This window comes from Halobacterium zhouii, from assembly GCF_021249405.1.
In the GTDB taxonomy this organism is placed as follows: Archaea; Halobacteriota; Halobacteria; order Halobacteriales; family Halobacteriaceae; genus Halobacterium; species Halobacterium zhouii.
The window spans coordinates 1,243,317-1,269,200 of the sequence record NZ_CP089593.1; the positions used below are offsets into that span (position 1 = coordinate 1,243,317).

Below are 25,884 nucleotides of genomic sequence, written 5' to 3' on the forward strand. Positions count from 1 at the left end.
ACCCCCGCACATGGTCGAGAACGTCATCTGGCCCGCCTACTTCGACGCGACCCGCTCGCGTCGCGAGGGCCGCCGCATCCCGCTCTCGCTCGCGGTCGAGGAGCCGACGGTCGACGAGATTGCGACCGCAGTCCAGCAGGTCGGCTACGACGCCGTCGTCGAACGAGACGTTGCGTACCCCCGGCAGAACTGGGAGGCGTCCGGACGCGTGCTCGTGAAGGACGCAGACGACGCCGGAAAATCAGACCTTCTGCAGGCCATCGCCGCGTACGTGACGGCGCTCCGAGATTGATGCACCGGGCCGGCGACGTGGTCCGCGTCACGCAGGGCGTCGCAGTGCTGCGCTGTGAGGGCGAAGATCACCCGGACATCGGCGCAAGCGTCGTCGACCAGAACCTCGACGACGTCGGCCGCGTCGTCGACGTGTTCGGCCCCGTCGAACGGCCCTACCTCTCGGTGACGCCAGACGACGGCGTCCACCTCCCTAGTCTCGTCGGGCAGACGCTGTACGTCCGGTGAGGGTGATTACCCGCCGCTGGTCGTCGTTTCGGTGACTCCCGCGCCCGACTCGCCCTCGGCGGTCGCCCAGATGTCGAAGGAGACGTTCTGGTTCAGGATCGTGCTGGGGTCCGTCTCCTCGAACAGGACGTCCCCCTGCCACGTCTCGTTCTGAGCGAGGTCGCCGATCGACTCCACCTCGGCCAGGGCCGTCGTCCACTCGTCGAGAACGTCGCCGTCCGGACCCATCATCCGGACGTGAACGGTCACGTTGGTCAACGGCGCGCCGCTCTTGTTCTTGACCGTGAACCGAACGCCGAAGCTCTCCGAGGTTCGGAACAGCGACGACTGCGTGATCTCGACCTCCTGACCCATCCGCTCTTCGTTGATGCTCAGGTCGGTGTTGAACCACCCCGGACTCTCGTCGTTCACCGGTTCGTCCCCCGTATCTCCCTCGGGCGGGTTGGAATTTTCGCCTGTTCCAGCACACCCGGCGAGCGTGAGACCTGCGGTCACCGCTCCGGCCGTTTTGATGAATTTTCGTCGGTCCATGCTCCACCGCACGTAGCGCCCGGAACGTGATGAACCCCAAATACGTTATTATCTGGTGTAGCCGAGCCAAGGTTTTATCAAATCCCCGAACCCGACGGTGTTCGGGTTCGCTTGCACTCACTGACGGTGTCCTGCCAACGGAACTATGCGGTTCTACGCTGTATCCCATACACGTGCCGTCGCCGACACTTGGCGGCGGTAGCTGTCACCAGTCGACAGAATCGGGGGTGTGCAGATGACCAGCGAGCAACCAATGACAACCCACGACGCAACCGACGAAGTGGACGACATCCTCAACCTCGTCACGCAGGACTCCGCCCGGAGCATTCTCGCCGCGGCGAGTGACCGACCCTGTACCGCGGAGGAACTCGCCGAACAGTGTGACATCTCGCTGCCGACTGTGTACCGGCACGTCACCGAACTCCAGGAGCGCGGCCTCCTCGACGAAAAACTCCGGATCGACGAGTCGGGCGACCACGTCCGGGAGTTCGAGACGACTCTCGAGTCGATCAGTTTCACCTTCACTGACCAGGGCGCAGACGCGGAGATTCGATTCCGGTGAGGGGCCTCTGCACGCAACCGTCCTCCAGTAAAGCGCCGAACGTACCCCGGACTGGGGACGCGAACGAGTCACAACACCAAAGCGGGAGGCACGAGACGCTCCCCGCATGAAGGATACGACGCGCACCGCCACGGTGCTCGGCGGTGTTCTCGCGGTGTTTCTCGCGGTTCAACTCGGCGCACTCGCACTCGTCGAACCGTTTCAGCAGGCCGGTCTCCAGTCCACGGAGAACCCACAGAACCCACTGAATAGCGTTCTCTACGTCGGATTCCTGCTGTTCGCAACCGCGGGAATCCTGCTCGTCATCAAGTACGACATGAAACAGCTACTCCGGGGGTTCATCCTGCTGACGAGCGGGCTGATATCCGCGTACGTGTTCGGCGTCGTGTTACCGACAGTCACCGTCTCGGGCGTGAACGTCGTCGCGTTCGGCGCAGCGGCGCTGGTCGTCGCCGCGCTGTTCGCGTACCCCGAGTGGTGGGTCATCGACACCACCGGCGTCGTGATGGGGATGGGAGCAGCGGCGCTGTTCGGCATCAGTTTCGGTGTGCTTCCCGCGCTCGTGTTGCTGACCGCGCTCGCCGTGTACGACGCTATTAGCGTCTACGGCACCGAACACATGCTCACGCTCGCGTCCGGCGTGATGGAGCTCCGGCTCCCCATCGTGCTCGTGTTCCCGACGAGCCTCGACTACTCGTTCCTCGACGAGGCCGACGCGATTCCGGACACCGCGAGCGACGACGAGAACGACGGCCGTGACGATGGTTCAGCCGAGACCGATGGCGACCAGGGAGCGCTCGAACGGGAGGCGTTCTTCGTGGGCCTCGGCGACGCCGTGATGCCGACGATTCTGGTGGCGAGCGTCGCGGCCTTCCCGCCCCGCACGCAGGGCGTGTTCGGCATCGAACTGCCCGCGCTCACCGCGATGGTCGGCACGCTCGTCGGAGTGCTCGTGTTGATGCGACTGGTGTTCAAGGGCCGCGCACACGCGGGCCTCCCGCTGCTCAACGGTGGTGCGATCCTCGGCTACCTGGTCGGCGCGCTCGCGGCGGGCATCCCGCTCGTGGACGCACTCGGTCTCACTCCGTACGTATAGGTCGCGTTCTGCTCGAAGGTCACCGAACAATAGGGCTAACAGGCGGTAGACGGCTCCGGCGTGCTGTACCGCGCTCGCCGCATCCGAGCACACCGGGTGGCTCTCAGGTCACGCGCCGGGTTGGTCCCGGCCTGCTATTTGAACGTTCGTGACCGCGTAGCGGCCAGTGTTCCCCGCTCCGCCAACGGCGTCACTCTCTGTCCACCGGTGGCGTCACTCCCCGGTGAGTACGTCGCTCGCGGCCGCGAACTCCAGTTCCGTTCCGCGGTCGCGTTCGCTCGCGCGCTCGTACAGCATGTGTGCGGCGGCGGTCGTTTCGATTCCCGTTCCGCCGCTGTCGAACACCGTCACGTCGGTCTGGTTCTCACGGCCGGGCGCGTTCCCGGCCACCACGTCCCCGAGTTCCGCGTGGACGTGGTCCTCGGTGACGGCGCCCTCGTCGAGCGCGTGCAGGAACGAACCGGCGTCCTGGGTCACGCGCTCCCGGAGGTCGGGAACGTAGACGGCGCGCTGGATGGTGGCGGTGTCGAGTTCGCGCTTCCCGGGGCTGTACTGTCCCATCGCAGTGACGTGGGCGCCGTCCTCGAGTTGGTCGCCGTCGAAAACGGGGTCACTCGCGTTCGTCGCCGTGACGACGATGTCCGCGCCCTCGACGGCAGCGGCGCTAGACGCGACGGCGGCGACCGACGCCTCGAGGCGCTCGTTCATGTCCGCGGCGAAGGATTCGCGACTCTCCTTCGTCGGCGAGTACACCCAGACGGTGTCGAGATCCCGGACCGTCGCGGTCGCGCGGAGCTGGCCGCGGGCCTGCGCGCCGCTTCCGATGACGGCGACAGAGCGCGCGTCGTCGCGGGCGAGTGCGTCGACGCCGACTGCGCCGGCCGCGCCGGTCTTGAACGGGTTCATGCGCGCGCCGTCGAGCAGCGCGATCGGTTCTCCGGTGTCCGCGTCGAACAGTGGCGTGACGAACCACGCGTCCTCCTCGCCGAACCCGGCGCTGTACGTGTACCCGCCCATCGCGCCGGTGTCCGGGAGGATGGCGCTGTACCCGGTGAACATGCCCGGCGGGTCGTCGTTCAGGAGTTTCGTGCGCGGTTTGGCGGGCGCGCCCTCGCCGCGCTGGCGGTAGGCGTCCCGGACGGCAGTAACGTAGTCTGCTGGCTCCGCGAGCTCGGCGGTGTCCTCGTCAGCGAGGAACAGCGTCTCGGCCATGTGGCTGCGTTCGCGGGAAGCCGGGAAAAGGATTGAGGCAGAAAACGGGATTGGAGGGGGGTCGAAGCGAAAAAGAAAGACCGGGAGAAAAATCGAGGTAGTCGGTGAAAGAAACCAGGATTTAGTCGGCGGAGTCGAAACCCGCGGCCGGCGCCTGCGCGGCGTCCATACCGGACTCGGCGACGGTTTCTGGCGTCGGAACGACCGGGTCGTTGACGAACAGGCCGTGTGCTACGAACGCGACGGCGAGCAGTCCACCAGCAGTCACTGCGGTGGTCAGCGTGAGGCCGACGGCGAACAGCGTTCCGCTGAGGCCGAGCAGTGCTACCGGAATGAGGCCAAGAATTAGGTCGTAGTACCCAGTCATAATCTAATACATAGTAACACGGATACCACCATAAGTGTTTCCCGTAGCTTCTAAATTGAGAATACATCATCAACTCATAAGTTATAGTACGGGCTGTCTACTGAGTCCCACTGACTGGTAGGCGGTGTCTAGGGAGCTCAACGGAGGAAGTGGCTGTCCGTCACGACGCCCGAGCGACCAACGGAGGTGACGAGACCGGATTGCACACCACTATAGTCCTCGCCGACGCAGCCGTGAATACGAATCTGTGAACCGGAACGACCGCACGATCGTCGGCCTCGTCGCCCTCGCCCACGCGATGGTCCACACCTACGAGCTGTCGATACCCATCCTGATTCCGCTCTGGCTCGAGGCGTTCCCGGTCGAGCGCGCGACCATCGGAACCGTCGTCGCGGTCGGCTACGCGCTGTTCGGTCTCGGCGCGCTCCCCGGTGGCGTCCTCTCGGACACCCTGGGCTCCCGACGCCTCATCGCCGCCTGCCTGTTCGGCATGGCCGGGTCGTTCGTACTGCTGGCCGCCGCTCCGTCGCTCCCGGTCGTCGCGCTCGCACTCGTCTGCTGGGGCGCCGCCGCGAGCGTCTACCATCCCGCCGGCCTCTCGCTCATCAGCACGGGCGTCGAGGACCGCGGGGACGCCTTCGCCTACCACGGCATCGCGGGGAATCTCGGAACGGCCCTCGGCCCTCTCGCCGTCGCGCTGTTGTTGCTCGTCGCGGACTGGCGGGCCGTCACCGCCGCGCTCGCCGTTCCCGCAGTGGTCGCCGGCGCAATCGCGATTCGCGTGCGCTTCGACGAGCGCGCCGCCGTCGTGGAAGCGGACGGCGGTAGCAGCGCCCCCGAAGACGTCCGCGACGCCGACGACGCTGCCGACACTGGTGGCGACTCGAAGGCCGGCGTCGGCGTCTCCTCGCTCGGGGAGTTCCTCTCGGAGTCGAAGCGACTGCTCGTCGGGCCGTTCGCGGCGGTGTTCCTCGTCGTGATGTTCTCCGGACTCTACTACCGTGGCGTGCTGACGTTCCTCCCGGACCTGCTCGCGTCCTTCTCGGCGTTCGCGCCCGTGGAGTTCGCGGGCCGCGAGATGCAGCCCTACCGGTACGCGTACGCGGGACTGCTGATGGTCGGCGTCCTCGGCCAGTACGTCGGCGGAAAGCTCACCGAGCGCGTCCCCACCGAGCGAGCTATCGCCGTCGCGTTCGCGGGGCTCGCGGTGCTCGCGCTCGTCTTCCTGCCGGCGGTGAACGCCGGCCTCCTCCCGCTGCTGGTGGTCGGCGCGCTGCTCGGATTCACGCTGTTCGTCGTCCAACCGCTCTACCAGGCGACCGTCGCCGCGTACACGCCGCCGGGGACGCGCGGTCTCTCCTACGGCTACACGTATCTGGGCGTGTTCGGCGTCGGCGCACTCGGCGCGGCGCTCGCCGGAACCATTCTCCAGTACGCCGACGCGGCGGCGCTGTTCACCGTGCTCGCGACACTCGCGGTCGGCGGCGCGACCACCGCCACCGCGTTGAGTTACCGCTGAGAACGAGTTCCCTCTCGCTCGGTCTCGCCCGGTGTTCAGTCGCCCGCGAAGTCGACGACGACGAGGGACGCGAACCGCGCCACCGCGAGCAGTAGACCGCCGAACAGTAGCGTGACGAGGAAGAACTGCGGGTCGGCGTTCCCGGGGAAGTAGTCGGTTCCGCGGAGGACCTGACCGAGGAAGTCCGCGCCGAGCCAGCCGACGAGCGCGAGGAGGATGGCGCTCCGCGTGGAGTCGACGGTCCGTTCGCCGTACGCGCCGACGACCGGGGCAACGATGAGCCACCCGATGAGGAACGGCAACAACACGCCGGCGTACCGCTCGACGGTGAGGCCGCCGTGTCGCAACTCTCCGAGGAGCACGAACAGGAGTATCGCCAGCACGTCCCCCGGCAGATACCAGGTGACTGCGTCGTCGTCGACGTCGAGGAAGTCCATGCGCCGGCGTTCGAAACGGGGGACCATGGTACTCCCGGTTTCAGACCGACTGCTCAGAACGCGACTCGTCGGCCGAGGACGGATTCGAGCGCGGCTTCACGCCGACGACGGTGTACGCGAACCCGGATTCGAGCACACGCGAGTCGAGTCCGGAGCGAGCGAGCAGGGTCGCGAGTTCGTCGGCGCCGAGGAACGTCGGTTCGAAGCCGACGACGTGTTCCGCCGCGACGAGCAACCGGCCGCGGAGCGTCCCGGGGTCGAACTCCCGGACGACGAGCACGCCGCCCGGTCGGAGCACGCGCGTTGCTTCCGCGACGGCCGCACGCGCGTCAGGGAAGTGGTGGAGCGCGTCGACGATGACGACGGCGTCGACGCTCGCGTCGGCCACGGGCAGCGTCGCGGCGTCCGCGCGGACCACCGGCAGGCCGTGGTCCCGCGCTTCCGCGAGCATCCCGGCGCTGGCGTCGAGGACGACCGGTGCGCGTTCGATCGGCGTCCGGCGGAGCGCGCGAGCGGCGCGTCCCGTCCCGCCGCCGACGTCCAGCACTCGCTCGACCGGCCGTTTGGCGCGCGCGAGACCCGGCGCGAGGTCGTCGGCGTCCGCGTCCGGCATCCCGAGGTCGTACAGCGGCGCGAACCGGTCGAAGTACGGAACGTCGTGCACGCTAGCACCGACGCGCCGGAGGCACGCAACTCTTTGCCCCGCGCGGCGAACCCCGGCGTGTGCGATACGCGGTGCTCGGCGGCCCCGACGACGGCCCGACGTTCCGCCTGGACTGGCAGGCGTTCAGCTACGCGGGCAAGTTCGTGATGTCGAACACCGGAAAGGCGGTCGCTTACGAGGGCGTTCCAGTCCCAGAGCGCGAGCACTGGCCGCCCGACGCACGGGAGGCCGATGAACCCCTCGAGGACGTCGTCGCGGCGGTGTCGTTCAACGAGGACCGCGCGGACGCGGGAGCGGCGTGGCTCCGGTACGTCACCGTCCACGAGGACAGGCGCGGGGACGGCGTGGGTGCTCGACTCTGTTCGTTCGTCGCGGACCGACTGCTCGGGGAGTACGACCGCGTGCGAATCGCCGTGAACAACCCGTTCGCGTACGAGGCGCTCCACAAGGCCGGGTTCGGGTTCACGGGCGAGGAGACCGGCATCGCGGAACTGGTCTTAGAACGCCCGTTCGCGGACCGAGCGAACGCCTACCAGTCCGGTCTCGACGTGTACCGGGAGCGCGATGTCTCCGAGGCGGAGCAGGCGTTCCTCGACCGGAAGGCGGGCGGCGGACCGCCGGAGCCACTCGACGCGTAACTAACGTCGGCAATCGGACGCGGTCGCGACGTTCCGGGCGTTGTTTATTCCAGGCGTGTGAACGCCGACGACGATGCGACACTGCGACGACTCGACGGCAGACGGACGTGAACGTCGACGATTCGGCGCCGAGAACGGGCACACGGCGGAGACGGCCGGCGGACGCGCAGAGGCTACCCGATGACGTCGGCACTCGACCTCGTGCTCGTCGTCCACACCATCTTCGCCGCGCTGTGGACGGGGAGCACGATAGCCGTCGCCGGCGCCATCGTCCCGGCGGCCCAGCGAGACCTGCTGGACGCCGACGCGCTCTCGCTGGTCGCCCGCCGGTTCACGTACCTCACGCTCACCTCGGTGGTGCTGTTGCTGGCCACCGGCGGCCACCTCGCGGGAACACTGTACACCGCAGAGTCGCTCCAGTCGACTGGACGCGGCCACCTCGTCCTGGCGATGGTGGGGCTGTGGTTCGCGCTCGCCGGTATCCTCCACTTCGCCACCCGCCGACTGACCGTCGACGAGACCGAAACCGTCGAATCCGCGGCGGCGTCGGCCAGACCGTGGTTCCTCGCGGCGAGCGGCGTCTCGCTCGCGCTCCTCGTCGTCGCCGGCCTGCTCTGAGGCCGAGGGGCAGCAGTTTTTTCGCCGAGTACTGTGATGCTCGTCCGTGTCTCTGCTCTCGACGCTCCTGTTCGTGCTCGGCGGTGCACACCTATTCGTCGGCGTCCCCTCACTGCTCGTGCCAGGATTCGTCCGCGAACGCCTCCCCACCCGGTATGCCGACGCGGTCGGCGACCGCCGGGAATGGCGGAGGTTCGGCGCGGGCGTCACGGGCATCGGCGGGTCACTGCTCATCGTGGCGTGGTCGCTCGCGGGGTAGACCGGGTTCGGGACTGAACGGTTAAACCCACGGAGCGCCAAAGACCGCCAATGGGTAACGCGGACCTGCGCCAACTCGCGGTCCTCGACGAGGTCCCCTTCGAGGAACTGGAGGGGAGCGTCGTGGCCGTGGACGTGCACAACTGGCTGTACAAGTATCTCACCACGACGGTCCGGTGGACGGGCGACGACGTGTACACGACCGCCGACGGCACCGAGGTCGCGAACCTCGTCGGCGTCGTGCAGGGGCTCCCGAAGTTCTTCGAACACGACCTCACGCCCGTGTTCGTCTGGGACGGCGGCGTCACGGAACTCAAAGAGGAGGAGATCGAGGAGCGGCGCGAGGAGCGCGCGGAGCGCGAACAACGACTCGAGGAGGCCCGGGAGGCGGGCGACCACCTCGAAGCCGCGCGCCTCGACTCACAGACCCAGCGGCTCACGGACACCATCCACGAGACCACCCGGGAACTGTTCGACCTGCTCGACGTACCCCAGGTCGAGGCGCCCGCCGAGGGCGAGGCGCAGGCGTCGTACATGGCGCGGGTCGACGAGGCCGTGGACTACGCGGGCAGCGACGACTACGACTGCCTCCTCTTGGGGTCGCCGCTGACGCTCCGGCAACTCACGAGCAAGGGAGACCCCGAGGTGATGGACTTCCAGGCGACCCTCGATAAGCACGACCTGACGTGGGAGCAACTCGTGGACGTCGGCATCCTCTGTGGCACGGATTTCAACGAGGGGATCGACGGGTTCGGTCCGAAGACCGCGCTCTCGGCCGTCCGCGAGCACGGCGACCTCTGGGGCGTCCTCGACGCGGAGGGCGAGTACGTCGACTACGGCGACCGCATCCGGGAGTTGTTCCTGGACCCGGACGTGACCGACGACTACGAGATACACACCGACATCTCGCCGGACGTCGAGGCCGCCCGCGAGTACGTCACCGAGACGTGGAACATTCCGGCGGACGAAGTGGCGCGCGGGTTCGAGCGCATCGAGGAGTCGGTCACGCAGACCGGCCTCGACCAGTGGACGTAGGTCGGCCCGGCCAGCGGACGTAGGCCGACCTGTCCAGTGGACGTAGGCTGACCGCCCAGTGGCGTAGGTCGACCAGGCGGATGGGTGGCCGGAGCGCACGCTTTTTCTGCCGCGGCCCCACTCTCCCGGTATGGACCTCTCGGACGTCGAAGCAGTCATCGAGGACGCGATTCCGGATAGCGACGCGACCGTGGAGCGCGCACGGGGAAAGCACGACGACGACCACCTCGCCGCCACCGTCGTCTCGCCCGCCTTCGAAGGCGAACGCCTCGTCCAGCAACACCAGCGGGTGTACGACGCGCTCGACGAGCACATGACGACGGACATCCACGCGCTCGAACTCCAGACGTACACGCCCGAGGAGTACGACGAACGCGAGGCGTAGCGGGTACACGGGCGAGAGAACCGGGTCAGCGCGATAGAACCGTATTCGGGCGAGAAAACAGTGTTCAGTCGAGAGGAGAACGTCCGCAGACGACGAGTTACTGCGGGACGGCCTCTTCGTCGCTCTCGCGCGTGCGATTGTGGAGCGCATCACCGGTCTCCGCGTCGAAGATGTGAATCGCTTCCTCCGGGATGTGCGCGGCCACCTCGGTGTCCGCGTCGGGGGACGTGGTGGCGTCGACGACCGCAGTGAACGTCTCCCCGTCGTCGCCGAACGCGAGGTAGACGTTGTTCTCGTTGCCGAGCGGTTCGACCACGTCCACGGTCACGCGGAAATCGTGGTCGCCGTCGACCGCAGTTCGGAGTTCGACGTCCTCGGGGCGGATGCCGAGGCGGACGTTCCGCGCGCCGTCGAGGTTCGCGAGCGTCTCCTCGGAGAGCGGGTACGTGAACTCGTCGGTGACGAGTGCGCCGTCCTCGACGGTGGCGTCGAAGAAGTTCATCGAGGGTTCGCCGAGGAAGCCGGCGACGAACTCGTTGGCGGGTTCGTGGTACGCCTCCAGCGGCGTGGCGACCTGCTGGAGTCGCCCGTCGTTGAGGATGGCGATGCGGTCGCCCATCGTCATCGCCTCCGTCTGGTCGTGCGTGACGTAGACGGTGGTGACGCCGAGGTCCTCCTGGATGCGCTGGAGTTCCGTGCGCATCGTCGACCGGAGTTTCGCGTCGAGGTTGCTGAGCGGTTCGTCGAGCAGGAACGCCTCGGGGTCCCGCACGATGGCGCGACCAAGCGCGATGCGCTGTTGCTGGCCGCCGGAGAGCTCGCCGGGAGTCCGGTCGAGTAGGTCGCCGATGCCCATCGTCGCGGCGGTGTCCTCGACGCGGCGGTCGATCTCGTCGTCGGAGAGATCCGTCGACTCCTCTAGGCCGAAGCGCATGTTGCCGCGGACCGTCATGTGCGGGTAGAGCGCGTACGACTGGAACACCATCGCGATGTTCCGGTTCTTGGCCTCTCGCTCGTTGAGACGCCGACCGCCGAGCCGAATCTCGCCATCCGTGGCGGTCTCCAGGCCGGCGATCATCCGGAGCGTAGTCGACTTCCCGCAACCGGACGGCCCGACGAGAACGAGGAACTCGCCGTCGTCGATGTCTATCGATACGTCGTCGACGGCGACGATAGAGTCGCCGCCGTCGTCGAACACTTTCCGCAGTTGGTCGAGTACGAGATCACTCATGTTGGTCACTCCGTGGAAGGACCCGTGGCGCTGCGCACATCACGTGCGCACCCCCTCGGCGAACTCGTCGGTGAACAGCACGTAGATGAGGATGGTCGGGATGGCGGCGACGAACGCCGCGGCCATCCGGAGCGGGAAATCCAGTCCCGTCTGGGCCTCACCGATGCCCGACAGTATCAGGGTCACCGACGCCGCGGGACTGCTCGCGCTCGAGACGAGGGTGAGCGAGAACAGGAACTCGTTCCAGATCTGGGTGAACTGGAAGATCAGTACGACCGCGAACATCGGGCGCGACAGCGGGAGCACGATCCGGTAGTAGATCTTCGTCACGCTCGCGCCGTCGAGTCGCGCGGCCTCCAGCATCTCCGTGGAGATGCTCTTGTAGTGCGACCGGAACAACAACACGCAGATGGGGATGCCGTAGGCGACGTGGGTTATCGTCAACTCGATGAGCGTCCCCCAGTACGGTTCGAGGACCGGAAGCGCCCACAGGAAGGATAGCAGGCTGGTCAGGTCGAGGTAGTTCGACCAGAACCGCGACAGCGGAACGATGACCGCCTGGTACGGGATGAAGATGCCGGCGATGAACAGCACGAGCACGCCGATCTGGCCGCGCCAGTCGACGAGCGTCAGGCCGTACGCCGCCGTGCTCCCGAGGATGGCACAGAGTATCGTCGCCGGAATCGTGAAGATGAGGCTGTTCACGATCCCGCGGACGAGCAGGTCGAAGGCCGTCGCCCAGTTCTGTAGCGTGAACGTAGACGGCCCCGGCGGCACGTACGGGAGCGTCTCGACGACCCCGGTCGCGGTCTTGATCGACGTCACGATCCCGGTCTCGATGGGGATCAGGTAGAACCCGACCAGCGCCGCGAGCACCGCGTACAGCCCGACACGCCACGGGTCGTACGCTGTCAACCGTTCGGACAGTCGCGCGTCGAGGTCCGCGGTGTCGTCCGTCTCCGTCATAGGTTATCTCCTCGGTACTGGTAGTACAGGTACGGTGCGATGATGCCGAGTGTCATGACGAACAGGATGATGGCGATGGCGGAGGCGTACGCCCACTGCTGGAGCTGGAACGCCTGCCTGACCATCAGCGTCGCGAGGATGTCCGCGCCCTTCGTCGGCCGGTAGCCGCCGAACAGGGCGTAGAGGAACGAGAACGCCTTCAGCGCGAACAGCATCAACACCACGGTGGCGCTGACGGTCGCGGGCTTGAGCTGTGGCACGATGACGCGCCAGTACATCCGCAGCGTGCTCGCGCCGTCGATGCGGGCGGCCTCGAACTGGTCGTTCGGGATGCCCCGCAGCGCGGCGAGGTACACCACCATGCAGTAGCCGCTGAACTGCCACACCAGCGCGAAGACGACCGCGGCGAGCACGAGGTCGGGGTTCCCGACCCAGTTGTACGGCCCGAGTCCGAACAGGCCGACGAACGCGTTCACGATGCCGTTGTTCACGTTGTACATCCAGAGCCAGAACTGGCCCGTGACGATGAACGACAGCGCCATCGGCAGCAGGTAGATGGTGCGCAGCGTGCTCTCGAAGCGGACCTGTCGGTCGAGCAGGACCGCCACCGTGAGGCCGACGGCGAGACAGACTATCGTGAACGCGACCACCAGGACGAGTGTGTTACGGGCGGCCGCGATGACCTGTGGCGAGGTGACCGCCTCGACGTAGTTCTGGAAGTCGAGGTCCGAGTAGTTCGCGTCGTCGAACCCCGCGTAGTCCGTCAAGGAGATGACGAAGTTCCATCCGATAGCGCCGTAGACGAACAGCCCCATCACCGCGAACGGGACCAGCCAGAAGGGCATCGAGCGCACGAAGTCGCTGTTCCAGTACTGGCGCAGCGTCGACCGCTCGCGGGCACCGGGTGTCCCGACGGCGGTCCCGCCGTCCGTCGCGGCGGTGTCGTTCTCTGCTGGGTCGGTGTCCCGGCCACCCCAGTTCAGTCGTTGTCGGAGAGTATCGAGAGTTGACATAGAGGGATCGAGTAGGGACGCTGCCGGTCAGGCCTGGCCGTCGCCGATGGTCTTGAGCATGGCGTCCGCAGCCGCATCCACGTTGTACGGACCGGTGAAGTTGTCGTTGATGTCGCCCTTGAGTTTGGTCAGCGTGGAAGCCGACACGGCGAGGCCGTGGGCGAGCGTCGGGGGTTTCTCGTCGGCGTTCTGGAACTCCTCGATGGTGTTGGTGAGGTAGTCGCCGAACTCGCTCGTCCCGATGTCGGTGCGGGTCGGAATCGAGCCCTTTCGGGTGTTGAACGCGATCTGGGCCTCCTTGGTGCCGGCGAAGGAGAGCCACTTGGTCGTCTTCTCGGGGCTCGGGTTGTTCCCGGGCTTGATGAACGAGTCGATGTGGAGCGTGTACATCCCCTGCGTTCCGGGGTACGTGATGTGGCCCCAGTCCTCGCCGTACTCGAAGTTCTCCTTCCCGCCGAACGCGCCTGCAGCCCAGTTGCCCTGGTGGATGAACGCCGCGTTGCCGCTCATAATCTTGTCGAGCGCGCCCGTGAGCCCGATCGAGGAGGCGTCGTCGTTGACGTGGTTGTTCAGGATCTGCTTCGTGGATTCGAGCGCGTCGGTGACCTTCGCTTTGTCACCGTTGCCCTTCGTGAAGTCCATGTAGGCCTGGTAGCCCTGCGTGCTGAGCAGCGTCACTGCGAACAACTGCAGCGTCGTCCACGGGAGTTTCATGCCCTGGGCCATCGGCACCTTGTCGGTGTTCTGGCCGACCTTCTCGAGGGCAGAGATCAGTTGGCTGTGGCTCGTGATGTCCTCGGGGTTGACGCCCGCCTCCTCGAGAACTTTCTTGTTGTAGAACAGGTCGTTGAGGCGGTGCGAGCCGATGGGCATCGCGCGGAACGTCCCGTCGTACTTCGAGAGGCTAACTGCTTCTTCGATGTGTTTGTCCTCGAGACCCTTCCAGGCTTCGCTCGCGTCGCCGAGGATTCCCTCGTACTGGGTGAGGTTCGCGCCGGGCCACCCCGCGAAGGAACTCGGCGGGTTGTTGTTCCCGAGTCGCTTCGACATGACGGTGTTGAGGTTCGTGTTCCCGCCGCCGCCGATGGGGCGGAAGTCCGTCTTCATGTCGGGATGCTGCTCCTTGAACTTGCTCGTGAGGGCGTTGATGGCTCGTTCGCCGTCGCCGCCCGTCCAAGCGTGAAGGACTTCGAGTGCCGACCCGGAGCTGTCGCCACCCATCCCGAGACAGCCGGCGATACCCGCGGAACCGGCGGCTGCCGCGGCTGTGAGATACGTGCGACGAGAGAGCTGGCTCTCGTCCTGTGTACTGTGGTTCGGGTTGTCGGACATAAACCTACGCAGACGCAGTACTGGGACCCACTTAATTTTTACTTATATTTCAGTAACGACTGAGACTGTACAACAAATCCGGAGAGACGTTGCAACGAGACGACCAGAATTTGCCGCCTCCCGGTTGCTCCCTCGAGCGAGACAGCCTGGGCCAGCACGAAAGCCGACAGGAGGGACGCAATCAGCGTGGAACGCCAACCCGAACGGTGCGTGTCCGAGCGGGGAGTGTACGGAACGGGCCATCACTGTCCGTCGTCGTGTTCCCCAGAGAACTTATCACCCGGTCCGTCCCAGTCGTATTCGAGATGCACGTAGGCGTACTGACAGTCCCGCTCGCCGACAGGCCGCTCCCGGACGCGCTCGAGTATCTTGCGGACCTCGGCGTCGAGACGGTGGAACTCGGTTGTGGCGGATTCCCGGGCGACGACCACCTCCCTCCGGAGCAGTATCTCGACGACGCGACGGCCCAAGCGGGGCTCGCAGACACGCTCGACGAGTACGGACTGGGCGTGAGCGCGCTGGCCACCCACAACAACCCGCTCCATCCGGACGAGGAACGCGCCCGGGGCGCCGACCGAGAGCTCCGGGACGCCGTCCGACTCGCCGACCAGTTGGACGTGGACACGGTGACGTGTTTCTCGGGACTCCCCGCGGGCGGCCCCGAGGACGAGGTGCCCAACTGGATTACGGCGCCGTGGCCGACCGAACACGCCGAAGCCGAAGCGTACCAGTGGGAGGTCGCCACGGAGTACTGGAGCGACCTCGCGGAGCACGCCGACGACCACGGCGTCGACCTCGCCATCGAGATGCACCCCAACATGCTGGTCTACGAACCCCACGGGCTGCTCCGACTGCGCGAGGCGACGAACGACCGCGTCGGCGCGAACTTCGACCCCTCGCACCTCTACTGGCAGGGGATCTCCGTCACCGACGTGATCCGATTGCTCGGCGATGAGGACGCGATCCACCACGTCCACGCCAAGGACACGAGAGTCTACGAGGAGCAAGCGCGGACGAAGGGCGTCCTCGACACCACCGCCTACGACGTCGAGGAGGAACGGTCGTGGCTGTTCCGGTCGGTCGGCTACGGGCACGGCGAGGAACACTGGAAGGACGTCGTCTCGACCCTCCGAATGGTCGGATACGACGGCGCGCTCTCCATCGAGCACGAGGACTCGCTGACGTCCTCGCGGGAGGGACTCGAGAAGGCCGTCGAACTGCTCGACCGCGTCGTGTTCGAGACCGACCCCGGCGACGCGTACTGGGCGTAGCGTGCTCTCGCTGCTCGCGTTCTGGGTGGCCGGAACCCGCGCCCGGTAAGGCACAACGTACAACACGGTCCGCCGACCAGAACAGTACAGACGATGACACTCGACGTCGGCATCCTCGGCTACCGGTTCATGGGCGTCGCGCACTCGAACGCGCTGGCACGGCTTCCGATGTTCTTCCCGGACGCGCCGGACGTCAACCGGGACGTCCTGGTCGGGCGGGACGAGGACGCGGTGACGGCGGCCGCAGACCGACTCGGATTCGACCGGATCGCGACCGACTGGCGGGACGTGGTCGACGACGTCGACGTGTTCTACAACCTCGGCCCGAACCACGTCCACCGCGAGCCCTCGGTCGCCGCGCTCGAGGCGGACACCGCGGTGTTCTGCGAGAAACCTCTCGCGCCGACGCGCTCGGACGCCGAGTCGATGGCGGCGGCGGCCGCCGACTCCACGGCCCAGTCCGGCACCGCGTTCAACTACCGGTTCGTGCCGGCCATCCAGTACGCCCGGAATCTCGTCGAGGACGGCGTCCTCGGCGACATCCGGCACTTCCGTGGGCGCTACCTTCAGGACTGGCTGGTCGACCCGGACGCGCCGTGGTCGTGGCGGAACGACGCGGAGATGGCGGGCAGCGGCGCGCTCGGCGACCTCGGCGCGCACACCGTCGACCTCGCACGATTTCTGCTCTCGGACGTCGCGGGCGACGTCGAGCGCGTCAGCGGCCACCTTCGGACGTTCACGGACGAGCGACCGGTCAAAGGCGGCGAGGAGACGCGACCCGTCACGGTGGACGACGCGTACAGCGCCCAGGTGGGCTTCGAGAACGGAGCGATGGGAACGCTCGAGGGGTCACGCGTCGCAGACGGCCACAAGAACGCCCACACAATCGAGATAGAGGGAACGAAGGGCGCGCTCAAATTCGACCTGGAGCGCCTCAACGAACTCCAGTTGCTGACCGAGGGTGACCGCGGCTTCCAGCGGGTTCTCGTCACCGACCAGGACGACCCGTACGTCGAACAGTGGTGGCCGCCGGGGCACGCGCTCGGCTGGGAGCACGCGGTCGTCCACGAGAACTACGAGTTCCTCACCGCGGTCGCCGACGGCGGGTCGTTCGCGCCGAGTTTCGAAGACGGACTCGCCGCACAGCGAGTGCTCGACGCCGTCCAGCGCAGCGACGAGCGCGGCGAGTGGGTCCAGGTCGACTGACGGGCGATTCGGGTCGACTGACCCGTCACCCCGCCGAGAAGAGAACGCGACGGCGGCTACTCCTCGGTCTCGTACGGTTCGCCGACCGCGTCGGGCACTCGCGTGTAGCCGACCAGTGTGAGCACCACGAGCACCGTGACGTACGGGAACAGCTCAGTGATGCTGCTGGGCAGCGAGACGCCGATGGTCTGGAGCTGTATCTGGAGCATGTCCGTCGCGCCGAACAGCAACGACGCGCCGAACGCGCCCAGCGGGTTGTAGTTCCCGAACAGGTACGCGACGATGGCGATCCAGCCGCGGCCGTCGACCATCGTGGCGCCGGTGCCGGTGAACCCCGACCCGAACCCGATGGAGAGCGATGCGCCGGCGAGGCCGGCGAGCGCACCCGACAGCACGACAGACGCGTAGCGGACGCGGTTCACGTCCACGCCCGCGGTGTCCAGTGCCTCCGGGTTCTCGCCGGCGGCCTGCACCCAGTAGCCGTAGCGGGTGCGGTAGAGGACGACCCACGCGACGACGGCCACGAGGATGGTGAGCAACACCAGCGGCGACACGTCGAACAGCAGTCGCCCGAGAACCGGAATCGACGCCAGCCCCGGAACCGTCACGTTGTCGACGTTCGGGAGCACAGGACTGGAGACGCCGCCCCAGATGACGGTCGCCACGAACGGTCCGAACCCGAGTCCGATGAACCACACCGCCAGTCCGGCGACGATCTGGTCGGCCTCGTACCGGATCGTCAGCACGGCGAACACGGCGGTCAACACCGAGCAGACGACGACCGCAGCAGCGATGCCGAACCAGAGCTGTGCCTGGGTTATCGACCCGCCCCCGGAGAGCATCCACGCCGCGGCGGCGGCCGCGAGCGCGCCGAATATCATGAACCCCTCCAGGCCGATGTTGAACACGCCGCTCTTCTCGGCGTACAGGCCGCCGATGGCGGCGAGCGCGATGGGCGTCGCGGAACGCAGCGTGCGTTCGGCCGTGCCGACGGTCAGGAGCTGGGCACCCGGGAGGTCCAGGAGCGCGGCGACGACCACCACGGCCAGCAGCGCCGCCGCGGCGCCGATTCTGAGGCGGTGTCGGCGCGAGAAGTCGGCGACGCTCACGCCTCGTCACCCCCGTCGGACTCCGGCTGCCCAGAACGCGACTCCTTCGAGCCCCTGCCTCCGAGTCCGGTGTGTCTGCCGGCCATCCGGAACAGCTCCGGGGTGGCGACGAACAGGACGACCAGACCGATGATGCCGTCGACCAGTTCCGCGGGAATGTTGAGCGTGAAGTCGATGTACTGCCCGCCCGCGTCCAGGCTGCCGAACAGCAGTCCGGCGGGCACGACGCCGAGGGGGTTGTTCGCCGCGAGCAGGCTCACGGCGATGGCGTCGAATCCGAACCGGGGGAACGTCGCGGGGTCGCTGTAGTACCCCAGTATCATGACGGCGAACACCGCGCCAGCCAGTCCCGCGATCATGCCGGAGAACACCATCGTCGCGACGACGTTCCGCTCGGGGTCTACCCCGGAGTACGCCGCCGCGGCCTGCTGGTGGCCCGCCGTGACCAGGTCGTACCCGAATCGCGTGCGGTTCACGACGACGTACGCCACGACGACCGTCGCGAGCGCGATGCCGAGACCGATGACCGAGAAGGACGGACTGGCGAACGCGACCGACGGCAGGTCCACGTAGTCCGGGAACGGCTGGGTGTTCGGCGCGACCGCGTCCGGCGGGCGGAGGTAGCCGTTGACGAGGAAGAAGATGACGCCGGACGCGATGAAGTTCAGCATGATGGTCGTGATGACCTCGTTCGCGTCGGCGTACGCCTTCATCAGCCCCGGAATCGCCGCGTACGCGCCCCCCGACAACACAGCTGCGACTGTCCCGAGACAGACGAGCAGGACGCCGCCGAGCGCGCCGCCGGGGAGGTGCGGTGCGAGGAACAGGACGGTGAGCGCGGTGGCGAACCCGCCGACCACGAACTGCCCCTGGACGCCGATGTTGAACACGCCGGCGCGGAACGCGACGGCGACGGCGACGCCCGCGAGGATGAGCATCGTCGACTGCCGGAGCATGAACGCGACGTTCGAGAGGCTGCCGAACGCGCCGTAGACGAGCGCGTAGCCGAACCGGACCGGGTTGTACCCGGACGCGGCAACGACGAGTGAGCCGAGCAACAACGCGAGCAGCGTCGAGGCCACCGCGATCGCGAACCGCTCGAGCACGGTCGCCCCGAGCATCCGGTCGGCCGCCCGGTCGAGGACGTCACGCGCCCGATTCGTCTCGCTGCCGCTCACGACTGAACACCCGCGTCGGACGCGACGTCCGCCGCCGCATCGATCTCCTCGCGCGTGCGCCCGGCCATCAGGAGGCCGAGTTCCTCCTCGGTCACGTCGTCCGGGTCCACGACGTCGACGAACTCGCCCTCGGACATGACCGCGAGCCGGTCCGATATCTTCCGGATTTCGTCGAGTTTCGAGGAGACGAACAGCACCGCCATGCCGTCGTTGCGCATCTCTCGGAGGCGGTTGTGGATGAACTCGATGGAGCCGATGTCGACGCCCCGCGTCGGGTGCGATGCGACGACCAGGTCAGGGTCGTGTTCGAGTTCGCGGCCGACCACGAACTTCTGCTGGTTCCCACCGGAGAGGGAACGCGCCTCGCTCTCGGCGTCCGGCGGCTGTACGTCGTACTCGTCGATGATCTCCTCGGCGTGGTCGCGCACCGCCGCCCAGTCGATGAATCCGCTGGTGACGTACGGCCGGGTGGTCTGGTTGCCGAGCAGCGCGTTCCGGACCAGGTCGTAGTCCTGGACCAGCCCCGCTGCCTGCCGGTCTTCGGGAACGTACGCGATGCCCGCGTCGATGCGTTCGCGGCGACTCGCGTCCGTGATGTCTGCGCCGTCGAAGGTGACGCGTCCGGACTCGGCGTCCCGAAGGCCGGTGACGGCCTCGACGAGTTCGGTCTGGCCGTTCCCCTCGACGCCCGCAATGCCGAACACCTCGCCCTCGCGGACCGCGAAGTCGACGCCGCCGACCTGTTCGAGGCCGCGGTCGTCCCGAACGCGGAGGTCCGCCACCTCCAGGGCGACGTCGTCAGGTGACGTCTCTCTGTCCTGGAAGTCGAAGAGGACGTCGCGACCGACCATCATGCGCGCGAGTTCCTCTCTGGACGTGCTCGCGGCGTCTACGGTGCCGACGGCCTTCCCGTCCCGGAGCACCGTGATCTCGTCGGCCGCGTCCATCGCCTCGTCGAGTTTGTGCGTGATGAAGATGAGCGAGCGCCCGCGGTCAGTGAGTTCCTGCATGACGTCGAACAGTCGCTCGACCTCCTGGGGCGTGAGCACCGCCGTCGGCTCGTCGAGAACGAGCGTGTCGGCGCCGCGGTACAGCGTCTTGACGATCTCCACGCGCTGCTGGACGCCGACGCCGAGTTCCTCGACCCGGTCGTCGAGGTACTGGTCGACCTCGAAGCCGTACGTCGAACAGATCTCCTCGACGTCGGCCCGGGCGTTCGACTCGTCCACGAGGCCGTTTTCGGTCGGTTCGTGACCCAGAACGATGTTCTGGAGGACGGACATGGTGTCCACGAGCTGGAAGTGCTGGTGGATCATGCCCACGCCCGCGTCGATGGCGTCCCGGGGGGAGTCGAACGTCCGGGGTTGGCCGTCGACCTCGACCGTTCCGGCGTCGGGCTCGTAGAGCCCGTACAGGACCTTCATCAGGGTCGTCTTGCCAGCGCCGTTCTCGCCGACGAGGGCGTGGACCGTTCCCGATTCGAGCGTGAAGTCGACGCCGTCGTTCGCGACCACGTCACCGAACCGCTTGGTGATGCCGTCAAGTCGAACGGCGGGCGTCCGTGTGTCACTCATGAATGGGGGCGTGCACCCGTGTGATTGCTGTCATCGATTCGGGGCGTCAGTTCGTACACCCGGAGGCGGAACACGGGACGGTGACGTCTCCGTTGACGATCGCCTGTTTCGCGTCCTCCAGGTTCTGGTTCACGACGTCAGGGAGCTTCGGCCCGATGGCCTGTCCGAGCGTGACGCCGACCGCGTCCTCGCCGAGTCCGAGGACGTTCTTGCCGTTGACGCCGTCCCAGTTGTCGTTCACGACGGCCGTCGCCACCTGATTGGTCCCTCGGTTGATGTGCTTGACCGCAGAGCCCATGATGACGTCCTCGTACTCGGGAAGCGTCTTGGACTGCGCGGAGTCGACGCCGATGGCGAAGCGGCCGGCTTCCTGGGCGGCCTGGAAGACACCTTGGCCGGCGGCCGCGGCGGCGTGGTAGACGATGTCGGCGCCGCTGTCGTACTGGGAGCCGGCGATGTTGCTCGCCGTCTGGGTGTCGGTGTAGTTGCCGATGTAACCGACGCGGACGGTGGCGTCCGGGTTGACGCGCTCGACGCCGGCCTTGTACGCCCGCTCGAAGGCGTTGATGAGCGCTCCGTCGACGCCGCCGACGAATCCGACTGTCGCCGAGTCGGGCGTCGTGGAGCTCTCCGCGTGGCTGAACGACTGCGTCGTCATGGTGCCCGCGAGGACGCCCGCCTGGTAGGACATCTGGTGGTTCGCCCAGATGTAGGAGGCGACGTTGGGCTGGTCGACGGTGTCGTTGATGAGCATCCACCGCTGGTCGGGGTACTCGGTGGCGTTCGTCTCGAGGCCCTGCAGGTGGTTGTAGCCGACGAGTACGATGAGGTCGTAGTCGGGGCTCTGGCTCTCGGCCAGCCGGGACTGTACCGTCTGGTACTGGGACTGGTTGGTCTCTTCTACCTGCTGGATGCTGATGTCGTGTTCGTCGGCGGCGTTGTTCAGGCCCTCGAGCGCGAGGTCGTTGAACGCGCCGTCCCCGAACCCGGCGGGGCTGGAGACGATGGCGATGTTCGTCCCACCGGAACCGCTCTCCTGGCTACCGAACTGGCTGAGACAGCCTGCGAGCGCCGTGCCACCGACGAGCGCCGCTCCGGACTTGATTGCTGTCCGCCTGCTGATACCGTTCGAAGTCGGTTCTTGCTTCCCCGCGTGTGGTGAGTGGTCGTCTGTCATGGGCACTACTCAACAAGATGTTGACGAGTGGATACTTAATCATTATCCATTATTTAATCCACCTTCGAGTAAACCTATGGTGCACCCACACGTGACGACCACGTTGCCAGTAGTCGGCCAGCGAGTCAGATGGAATGACGTTTTGGCGGTGTAAGGCGACTCGACGGCCGGCGCGCAGGTGACCCAGCGGCCAGCCGTTTCGATGGGTTTTACGCGCCGCCCGCGCGACCCTACGGACATGAGCGAGGACTTCAGGATCGAGCGCGACAGCCTCGGAGAGATGCAGGTCCCGGCGGACGCCTACTGGGGCGCACAGACCCAGCGCGCCGTCGAGAACTTCCCAATCTCGGGCATCCAGTTCTCCCGGCGGTTCGTGCGCGCGCTGGGCGTCGTGAAGAAGGCCGCCGCGCAGGCGAACCGCGACCTCGGCCTCGTCGACGAGGAGAAAGTCGACGCCATCGTGCAGGCCGCCGACGAGGTCATCGCGGGCGAACACGACGACCAGTTCCCCGTGGACGTCTTCCAGACCGGCAGCGGCACGTCCTCGAACATGAACGCGAACGAGGTCGTCGCCAACCGCGCCGCCGAGATTCTCGGCGAGGACGTCGGCGACCGCGTCGTCCACCCGAACGACCACGTGAACTTCGGGCAGTCCTCGAACGACGTGATTCCGACCGCGATGCACGTCGCGTCCCTCGAGGCCGTCGAGAAGGACGTCGAACCGGCACTGGAGACGCTCGTCGACGCGCTCGACGAGAAGGCCGACGAGTTCGACGACGTGGTGAAGACGGGGCGCACGCACCTGCAGGACGCGACGCCGGTTCGCCTCGGCCAGGAGTTCGGCGGCTACCGCACCCAGGTCGAGAAGGGCATCGAGCGCGTCGAGAACGCAAAACCCCACCTCGCGGAACTCGCGCTCGGCGGTACCGCGGTCGGCACGGGCCTCAACACCCACCCCGACTTCCCCGAGTTGGCGGCGGAGTACATCAGCGAGGAGACCGGCGTCGAGTTCCGCGAGGCCGACGACCACTTCGAGGCACAGGCCGCTCACGACGCGATGTCCGAGGCCCACGGCGCGCTCCGTACGGTCGCCGGCAGCCTCAACAAGATCGCGAACGACCTGCGGCTGCTCGCCTCGGGCCCGCGCAACGGCCTCGGCGAGATCGAACAGCCCGAGAACCAGCCCGGCTCGTCCATCATGCCCGGGAAGATCAACCCGGTCGTGGCGGAGGCCGTCAACCAGGTCCACAAGCAGGTCGTCGGTAACGACGCCGCAGTGTCGGCGGGCGCGGCCGAGGGCCAGATCGACCTGAACCTCTACAAGCCAGTGCTAGCGCACAACTTCCTCGAGTCCGCGAACATGCTCGCGAACGCGAGCGAGGTGTTCGCCGAGAAGTTCGTCGCGAAACTCGAGGCCAACGAGGCGCATTGTGAAGAACAGGTCGAGCGCTCGATGGCGCTCGCAACCGCGCTCAACCCCACCATCGGCTACGACAAGGCCAGCGAGGTCGCGAAGACCGCGCTGAAGGAGGGCAAGACGGTCAAGGAGGTCGTCGTGGAGAAGGGCTACCTCAGCGAGGCCGAAGCCGAGGAGGTGCTCGACCCCGAGCGCATGACCCACCGCGGCATCCTCTCCGGCGACGACTGACGGCAACGGCACTCGGCATCGTTTTCTCGGCAGGGTGTCTGTCGACGGACAGCCACTGACGGGTGAGAAGCCGAAGCACTATCGGGACCGTCACCCGGAAGAGGCCAGCCGTGTCGTCAGTGACCGTGCTCGTGGGAGTGCCGACGGCGGCCCGTCCCCTCGTCGCTCACGTATTCGTCCGGCCCACGGCCGTTCCCGGTGCCGCCGAACGGGTTCGGCCCGCGACCGTTCACGGGAACGCGCGCTTTCACAGTGAAGTAGTAGGCGGGTGACGCGACCGGGAGGTCCATCCCGTAGTCGTAGACCGATTCGTCCGGGTCGAACCCGCCGAGCACGCGAACGTCCGGGTGCTTCGGCCCGGACGCCAGATTTTCGAGGTCCTGGTAGTCGAACGTGACGCGGACGGAGCCACCCGAGACGGATACGCCAGCGGCCTCGGTTTCCTGCCCGTGCGCGTTCACTGCGCGGAACGTTTTCCCGTAGACGCCGGCCGCCTGCTCGGGGAGCGGGAACGACGCCGTGACGGTGTCGCCGTCGACCGACACCGACGCGTCGCCGGCGGACTCGTCGACGCGGAGAATCCGGTTGTCCGTGTCCGGGTCGACGACGCCCCACTCCGAGAGGTGGTCGATGAAGATGGTGCCGAGGAAGTCCTCGCTCTTGTCGAGGAGCGTCCCGGCGTTGATCTCGTCGTAGTTGTTGTAGATGTAGTCGTTCGTCGCGAGCGTGTACGTCGCGTCCGGGTCCAACCGTTCGCCGTTGACGTAGAAGTTCCCGACCGCGGACTCGCCGGTGCCCGTGAACTCGTACTGGAGGCCGGCGACCTGGGATCCGCCCTGGATGCCGTACCACGACCACGGGAGAGCGGCCACGGAGATAGCCAAGGATTCGACGAGTTTCCGGCCCTCGACCTCGACTTTCGTGACCTTGTTCGGAAACGGAAGGATGTTGTAGACGTCCTTCCCGGTGATGGGGCCCGGCCCGTAGGTGTCGTTCGACCGGATGCCGCCGGGGTTCTGGAGCGCGATGTCGGCGTCCATCTCCTCGCGCATGACGTCACAGATGAGGTTCCCCATGTTCGACTCGACCGCGTAGTTCGTGTTGAAACGGGCGTCGAGTTCCCGAGATGTCCGGAAGACCGTCTGGCCGAGGCGGTCGTCGAGTTTGCCGAGCCACTCGTCCATGATCGAACGCATTCCGGCGTCCTCGGGCAAACTGTCCGCCTGGCTCTCGAGGTCGTGGCGCTCCCACCCGACGGCGTCGCCCGTCTCGGGGTCTAACTGGAGGACACCGAGATGCGCGAACTGGTCGCCGACCTCACTGACGAGCGTCCCGGACACCTCGCGCACCTGGTCCTGGACGACGCCAGAATGGGAACCGACGATGGCGTCCAGTCCGTCGACCTCGGCCGCGATGTCGTCGTGCGTGCTGGAGTCCGTGTGGGACGTCATGACGACGAGGTCGGCGCCGGCCTCCCGGAGTGCTGTCGTGGCTTCTTGGGCGGCGTCGACTGGGTGGATGACCTGATAGTCGTCAGGGTACGAGGTGATGGAGTGGAAGTCCTCGACGCCGCTGCCGAAGAAGCCGACCCGGTGGCCGCCGACGTCCTCGATTGTCCAGCGCTCCGTGCCCGGTATCGGATTGCCGTCGGGCGTGAGGAGGTTCGCGACGACCCAGGGGTACGTCGAGTTCTGGAAGCGTGCGGAGGCGTTGTCGACTCCGAAGTCGAACTCGTGATTCCCGACGCCGTTGACCACCGGATCGAGGTAGTTCAGCGCCTCTACCATGTGCTCGCCGTGGAACTCGAACCCCATGGTCGACGGGGAGAAGTCGTCTCCGATGCCGACGAAGCCCGCGTTCGCGTGCTCGTTCCGGAGTTCATCGATTTTCGCCGTGTACTGCGCGATGTTCACACCGGACTGCCCCTCGAAGCGTCCGTGGAAGTGCGTGTCGTGGATGAGTGTCACGGGGTCTGACGCCGCACTGACCGTGCCCGCACCGCCGAGCACCGCGGCGGCTCCGGCACTCGCGCTGAGAAACCGCCGCCGGTCGATTGTGAACCGTTCTACGAGACTTCCACCGTCTGTGTCCTCGTCCGAAGACATACCCCTAGAACCCACAGAAAAGAACATTAACCTTTGCACGTAGTTACCAGAAATATCTCATCCGGTGACCGCTGACCGCGTTGTTGACGTTCGCCGGCGTCGCCGTTGTGGATCCCGAACTCGTGTTGGTGGTTGCAGTGCCCACTTCTCGGGATTGCGCGCCGACCGCGCGGTGGAGGTCTGGCGGCAGACCGGACTGAAAGACGGCCGACTCACGCGACGGGCTTTGGTTC

At 66.8% G+C, this 25,884-nt stretch carries 27 protein-coding genes; 13 read left to right on the forward strand and 14 right to left on the reverse strand.

The window, feature by feature from the left end:
* Window positions 1-10: 10 nt before the first annotated feature.
* Together srp19 and LT970_RS06450 are read left to right on the forward strand one after the other, a co-directional pair.
* Entirely contained in the window at window positions 11-292 is a 282-nt protein-coding gene (gene srp19 / locus LT970_RS06445) for a signal recognition particle subunit SRP19 (RefSeq protein ID WP_232688646.1), read from the forward strand.
* Window positions 292-519, forward strand: coding sequence for an H/ACA ribonucleoprotein complex subunit GAR1 (locus tag LT970_RS06450; protein WP_232688647.1), 228 nt, complete (start codon window positions 292-294; stop codon window positions 517-519). The genes srp19 and LT970_RS06450 overlap by 1 nt, the downstream gene beginning before the upstream one ends.
* Window positions 520-525: 6 nt before the next feature.
* Here the strand turns inward: LT970_RS06450 and LT970_RS06455 are convergent, their stop codons facing one another.
* A complete protein-coding gene (locus LT970_RS06455; RefSeq protein ID WP_232688648.1) occupies window positions 526-1,050 on the reverse strand; it encodes a twin-arginine translocation signal domain-containing protein in 525 nt (174 codons plus the stop codon).
* 253 nt (window positions 1,051-1,303) lie between these two features.
* On the opposite strand from LT970_RS06455, the gene LT970_RS06460 reads away from it, so the two are divergent.
* Both LT970_RS06460 and LT970_RS06465 read left to right on the forward strand, forming a co-directional pair.
* On the forward strand, window positions 1,304-1,612 hold the full coding sequence (locus tag LT970_RS06460; RefSeq protein WP_232688649.1) for an ArsR/SmtB family transcription factor: 309 nt from the start codon (window positions 1,304-1,306) through the stop codon (window positions 1,610-1,612).
* 106 nt (window positions 1,613-1,718) lie between these two features.
* Complete coding sequence (locus LT970_RS06465; protein ID WP_232688650.1) at window positions 1,719-2,708, forward strand: presenilin family intramembrane aspartyl protease PSH; 990 nt, start codon at window positions 1,719-1,721, stop codon at window positions 2,706-2,708.
* Between the two features lie 213 nt (window positions 2,709-2,921).
* Here LT970_RS06465 and LT970_RS06470 read toward each other — a convergent pair whose 3' ends face one another.
* Together LT970_RS06470 and LT970_RS06475 are read right to left on the reverse strand one after the other, a co-directional pair.
* Window positions 2,922-3,920 (reverse strand): ornithine cyclodeaminase family protein, encoded by a 999-nt coding sequence (locus LT970_RS06470; RefSeq protein WP_232688651.1) that lies wholly within the window; start codon window positions 3,918-3,920, stop codon window positions 2,922-2,924.
* Window positions 3,921-4,041: 121 nt separating this feature from the next.
* Window positions 4,042-4,287, reverse strand: coding sequence for a DUF8015 family protein (locus tag LT970_RS06475; RefSeq protein WP_232688652.1), 246 nt, complete (start codon window positions 4,285-4,287; stop codon window positions 4,042-4,044).
* 298 nt (window positions 4,288-4,585) lie between these two features.
* On the opposite strand from LT970_RS06475, the gene LT970_RS06480 reads away from it, so the two are divergent.
* Window positions 4,586-5,806: an MFS transporter gene (locus tag LT970_RS06480; protein WP_432419613.1), complete on the forward strand. Its 1,221-nt coding sequence runs from the start codon at window positions 4,586-4,588 to the stop codon at window positions 5,804-5,806.
* 35 nt (window positions 5,807-5,841) lie between these two features.
* On the opposite strand, the gene LT970_RS06485 is transcribed toward LT970_RS06480, so the two are convergent.
* Entirely contained in the window at window positions 5,842-6,270 is a 429-nt protein-coding gene (locus LT970_RS06485; protein WP_232688654.1) for a DUF3054 domain-containing protein, read from the reverse strand.
* Between the two features lie 13 nt (window positions 6,271-6,283).
* A complete protein-coding gene (locus tag LT970_RS06490) occupies window positions 6,284-6,856 on the reverse strand; it encodes a class I SAM-dependent methyltransferase (RefSeq protein ID WP_349292255.1) in 573 nt (190 codons plus the stop codon).
* Between the two features lie 110 nt (window positions 6,857-6,966).
* Here LT970_RS06490 and LT970_RS06495 point away from each other — a divergent pair, with 110 nt between their 5' ends.
* The 5 genes from LT970_RS06495 (at window position 6,967) to LT970_RS06515 (ending at window position 9,841) form a co-directional block, all read left to right on the forward strand.
* The gene (locus tag LT970_RS06495; RefSeq protein ID WP_232688656.1) at window positions 6,967-7,545 is read left to right on the forward strand and encodes a GNAT family N-acetyltransferase; all 579 of its coding nucleotides are present in this window, start codon (window positions 6,967-6,969) and stop codon (window positions 7,543-7,545) included.
* A 180-nt stretch (window positions 7,546-7,725) separates the two neighbouring features.
* Complete coding sequence (locus LT970_RS06500; RefSeq protein WP_232688657.1) at window positions 7,726-8,163, forward strand: CopD family protein; 438 nt, start codon at window positions 7,726-7,728, stop codon at window positions 8,161-8,163.
* A 46-nt stretch (window positions 8,164-8,209) separates the two neighbouring features.
* Window positions 8,210-8,422, forward strand: coding sequence for a hypothetical protein (locus LT970_RS06505; RefSeq protein ID WP_232688658.1), 213 nt, complete (start codon window positions 8,210-8,212; stop codon window positions 8,420-8,422).
* 50 nt (window positions 8,423-8,472) lie between these two features.
* Window positions 8,473-9,456, forward strand: a complete 984-nt coding sequence (gene fen / locus LT970_RS06510) for a flap endonuclease-1 (RefSeq protein ID WP_232688659.1) — start codon at window positions 8,473-8,475, stop codon at window positions 9,454-9,456.
* Between the two features lie 130 nt (window positions 9,457-9,586).
* The gene (locus LT970_RS06515; protein ID WP_232688660.1) at window positions 9,587-9,841 is read left to right on the forward strand and encodes a BolA family protein; all 255 of its coding nucleotides are present in this window, start codon (window positions 9,587-9,589) and stop codon (window positions 9,839-9,841) included.
* A gap of 97 nt (window positions 9,842-9,938) precedes the next feature.
* Here the strand turns inward: LT970_RS06515 and LT970_RS06520 are convergent, their stop codons facing one another.
* The 4 genes from LT970_RS06520 to LT970_RS06535 are packed head-to-tail and all read right to left on the reverse strand — an operon-like array spanning window position 9,939 to window position 14,383.
* Window positions 9,939-11,072, reverse strand: a complete 1,134-nt coding sequence (locus LT970_RS06520; protein WP_232688661.1) for an ABC transporter ATP-binding protein — start codon at window positions 11,070-11,072, stop codon at window positions 9,939-9,941.
* Window positions 11,073-11,111: 39 nt separating this feature from the next.
* On the reverse strand, window positions 11,112-12,038 hold the full coding sequence (locus tag LT970_RS06525) for a carbohydrate ABC transporter permease (protein WP_232688662.1): 927 nt from the start codon (window positions 12,036-12,038) through the stop codon (window positions 11,112-11,114).
* Window positions 12,035-13,051, reverse strand: a complete 1,017-nt coding sequence (locus LT970_RS06530; protein ID WP_232685624.1) for a carbohydrate ABC transporter permease — start codon at window positions 13,049-13,051, stop codon at window positions 12,035-12,037. Before LT970_RS06530 ends, LT970_RS06525 begins: the two co-directional genes overlap by 4 nt.
* Before the next feature lie 27 nt (window positions 13,052-13,078).
* Entirely contained in the window at window positions 13,079-14,383 is a 1,305-nt protein-coding gene (locus LT970_RS06535; protein ID WP_232685625.1) for an ABC transporter substrate-binding protein, read from the reverse strand.
* A gap of 305 nt (window positions 14,384-14,688) precedes the next feature.
* Here LT970_RS06535 and LT970_RS06540 point away from each other — a divergent pair, with 305 nt between their 5' ends.
* Window positions 14,689-15,654: a sugar phosphate isomerase/epimerase family protein gene (locus LT970_RS06540; RefSeq protein ID WP_232685627.1), complete on the forward strand. Its 966-nt coding sequence runs from the start codon at window positions 14,689-14,691 to the stop codon at window positions 15,652-15,654.
* Between the two features lie 93 nt (window positions 15,655-15,747).
* Window positions 15,748-16,860 carry a Gfo/Idh/MocA family protein gene (locus LT970_RS06545; protein ID WP_232685628.1) on the forward strand — a complete coding sequence of 371 codons (1,113 nt, stop codon included), beginning with the start codon at window positions 15,748-15,750 and terminating at the stop codon, window positions 16,858-16,860.
* Window positions 16,861-16,916: 56 nt separating this feature from the next.
* Here the strand turns inward: LT970_RS06545 and LT970_RS06550 are convergent, their stop codons facing one another.
* From LT970_RS06550 to LT970_RS06565, 4 genes are read right to left on the reverse strand one after another with little or no spacing between them, the layout of a single operon-like run.
* On the reverse strand, window positions 16,917-17,969 hold the full coding sequence (locus tag LT970_RS06550) for an ABC transporter permease (RefSeq protein ID WP_232685629.1): 1,053 nt from the start codon (window positions 17,967-17,969) through the stop codon (window positions 16,917-16,919).
* On the reverse strand, window positions 17,966-19,090 hold the full coding sequence (locus LT970_RS06555) for an ABC transporter permease (RefSeq protein ID WP_349292256.1): 1,125 nt from the start codon (window positions 19,088-19,090) through the stop codon (window positions 17,966-17,968). The genes LT970_RS06550 and LT970_RS06555 overlap by 4 nt, the downstream gene beginning before the upstream one ends.
* A 53-nt stretch (window positions 19,091-19,143) precedes the next feature.
* A complete protein-coding gene (locus LT970_RS06560) occupies window positions 19,144-20,721 on the reverse strand; it encodes an ABC transporter ATP-binding protein (protein WP_232685631.1) in 1,578 nt (525 codons plus the stop codon).
* 46 nt (window positions 20,722-20,767) lie between these two features.
* A complete protein-coding gene (locus LT970_RS06565) occupies window positions 20,768-21,898 on the reverse strand; it encodes a BMP family lipoprotein (protein WP_232685632.1) in 1,131 nt (376 codons plus the stop codon).
* A gap of 238 nt (window positions 21,899-22,136) precedes the next feature.
* On the opposite strand from LT970_RS06565, the gene LT970_RS06570 reads away from it, so the two are divergent.
* The gene (locus tag LT970_RS06570; RefSeq protein WP_232685633.1) at window positions 22,137-23,546 is read left to right on the forward strand and encodes a class II fumarate hydratase; all 1,410 of its coding nucleotides are present in this window, start codon (window positions 22,137-22,139) and stop codon (window positions 23,544-23,546) included.
* Window positions 23,547-23,662: 116 nt separating this feature from the next.
* On the opposite strand, the gene LT970_RS06575 is transcribed toward LT970_RS06570, so the two are convergent.
* Complete coding sequence (locus LT970_RS06575; protein WP_232685634.1) at window positions 23,663-25,651, reverse strand: bifunctional metallophosphatase/5'-nucleotidase; 1,989 nt, start codon at window positions 25,649-25,651, stop codon at window positions 23,663-23,665.
* Between the last annotated feature and the right edge of the window lie 233 nt (window positions 25,652-25,884).

Excerpts from the sequence above, each read along its gene's own strand:
- srp19 (WP_232688646.1), top strand. The coding sequence starts at position 11 with ATGGTCGAGAACGTCATCTGGCCCGCCTACTTCGACGCGACCCGCTCG.
- LT970_RS06450 (WP_232688647.1), top strand. The coding sequence starts at position 292 with ATGCACCGGGCCGGCGACGTGGTCCGCGTCACGCAGGGCGTCGCAGTG.
- LT970_RS06455 (WP_232688648.1), bottom strand. The coding sequence starts at position 1,050 with ATGGACCGACGAAAATTCATCAAAACGGCCGGAGCGGTGACCGCAGGT.
- LT970_RS06460 (WP_232688649.1), top strand. The coding sequence starts at position 1,304 with ATGACAACCCACGACGCAACCGACGAAGTGGACGACATCCTCAACCTC.
- LT970_RS06465 (WP_232688650.1), top strand. The coding sequence starts at position 1,719 with ATGAAGGATACGACGCGCACCGCCACGGTGCTCGGCGGTGTTCTCGCG.
- LT970_RS06470 (WP_232688651.1), bottom strand. The coding sequence starts at position 3,920 with ATGGCCGAGACGCTGTTCCTCGCTGACGAGGACACCGCCGAGCTCGCG.
- LT970_RS06475 (WP_232688652.1), bottom strand. The coding sequence starts at position 4,287 with ATGACTGGGTACTACGACCTAATTCTTGGCCTCATTCCGGTAGCACTG.
- LT970_RS06480 (WP_432419613.1), top strand. The coding sequence starts at position 4,586 with ATGGTCCACACCTACGAGCTGTCGATACCCATCCTGATTCCGCTCTGG.
- LT970_RS06485 (WP_232688654.1), bottom strand. The coding sequence starts at position 6,270 with ATGGTCCCCCGTTTCGAACGCCGGCGCATGGACTTCCTCGACGTCGAC.
- LT970_RS06490 (WP_349292255.1), bottom strand. The coding sequence starts at position 6,856 with ATGCCGGACGCGGACGCCGACGACCTCGCGCCGGGTCTCGCGCGCGCC.
- LT970_RS06500 (WP_232688657.1), top strand. The coding sequence starts at position 7,726 with ATGACGTCGGCACTCGACCTCGTGCTCGTCGTCCACACCATCTTCGCC.
- fen (WP_232688659.1), top strand. The coding sequence starts at position 8,473 with ATGGGTAACGCGGACCTGCGCCAACTCGCGGTCCTCGACGAGGTCCCC.
- LT970_RS06515 (WP_232688660.1), top strand. The coding sequence starts at position 9,587 with ATGGACCTCTCGGACGTCGAAGCAGTCATCGAGGACGCGATTCCGGAT.
- LT970_RS06520 (WP_232688661.1), bottom strand. The coding sequence starts at position 11,072 with ATGAGTGATCTCGTACTCGACCAACTGCGGAAAGTGTTCGACGACGGC.
- LT970_RS06525 (WP_232688662.1), bottom strand. The coding sequence starts at position 12,038 with ATGACGGAGACGGACGACACCGCGGACCTCGACGCGCGACTGTCCGAA.
- LT970_RS06530 (WP_232685624.1), bottom strand. The coding sequence starts at position 13,051 with ATGTCAACTCTCGATACTCTCCGACAACGACTGAACTGGGGTGGCCGG.
- LT970_RS06535 (WP_232685625.1), bottom strand. The coding sequence starts at position 14,383 with ATGTCCGACAACCCGAACCACAGTACACAGGACGAGAGCCAGCTCTCT.
- LT970_RS06540 (WP_232685627.1), top strand. The coding sequence starts at position 14,689 with ATGCACGTAGGCGTACTGACAGTCCCGCTCGCCGACAGGCCGCTCCCG.
- LT970_RS06545 (WP_232685628.1), top strand. The coding sequence starts at position 15,748 with ATGACACTCGACGTCGGCATCCTCGGCTACCGGTTCATGGGCGTCGCG.
- LT970_RS06555 (WP_349292256.1), bottom strand. The coding sequence starts at position 19,090 with ATGCTCGGGGCGACCGTGCTCGAGCGGTTCGCGATCGCGGTGGCCTCG.
- LT970_RS06560 (WP_232685631.1), bottom strand. The coding sequence starts at position 20,721 with ATGAGTGACACACGGACGCCCGCCGTTCGACTTGACGGCATCACCAAG.
- LT970_RS06565 (WP_232685632.1), bottom strand. The coding sequence starts at position 21,898 with ATGACAGACGACCACTCACCACACGCGGGGAAGCAAGAACCGACTTCG.
- LT970_RS06570 (WP_232685633.1), top strand. The coding sequence starts at position 22,137 with ATGAGCGAGGACTTCAGGATCGAGCGCGACAGCCTCGGAGAGATGCAG.
- LT970_RS06575 (WP_232685634.1), bottom strand. The coding sequence starts at position 25,651 with ATGTCTTCGGACGAGGACACAGACGGTGGAAGTCTCGTAGAACGGTTC.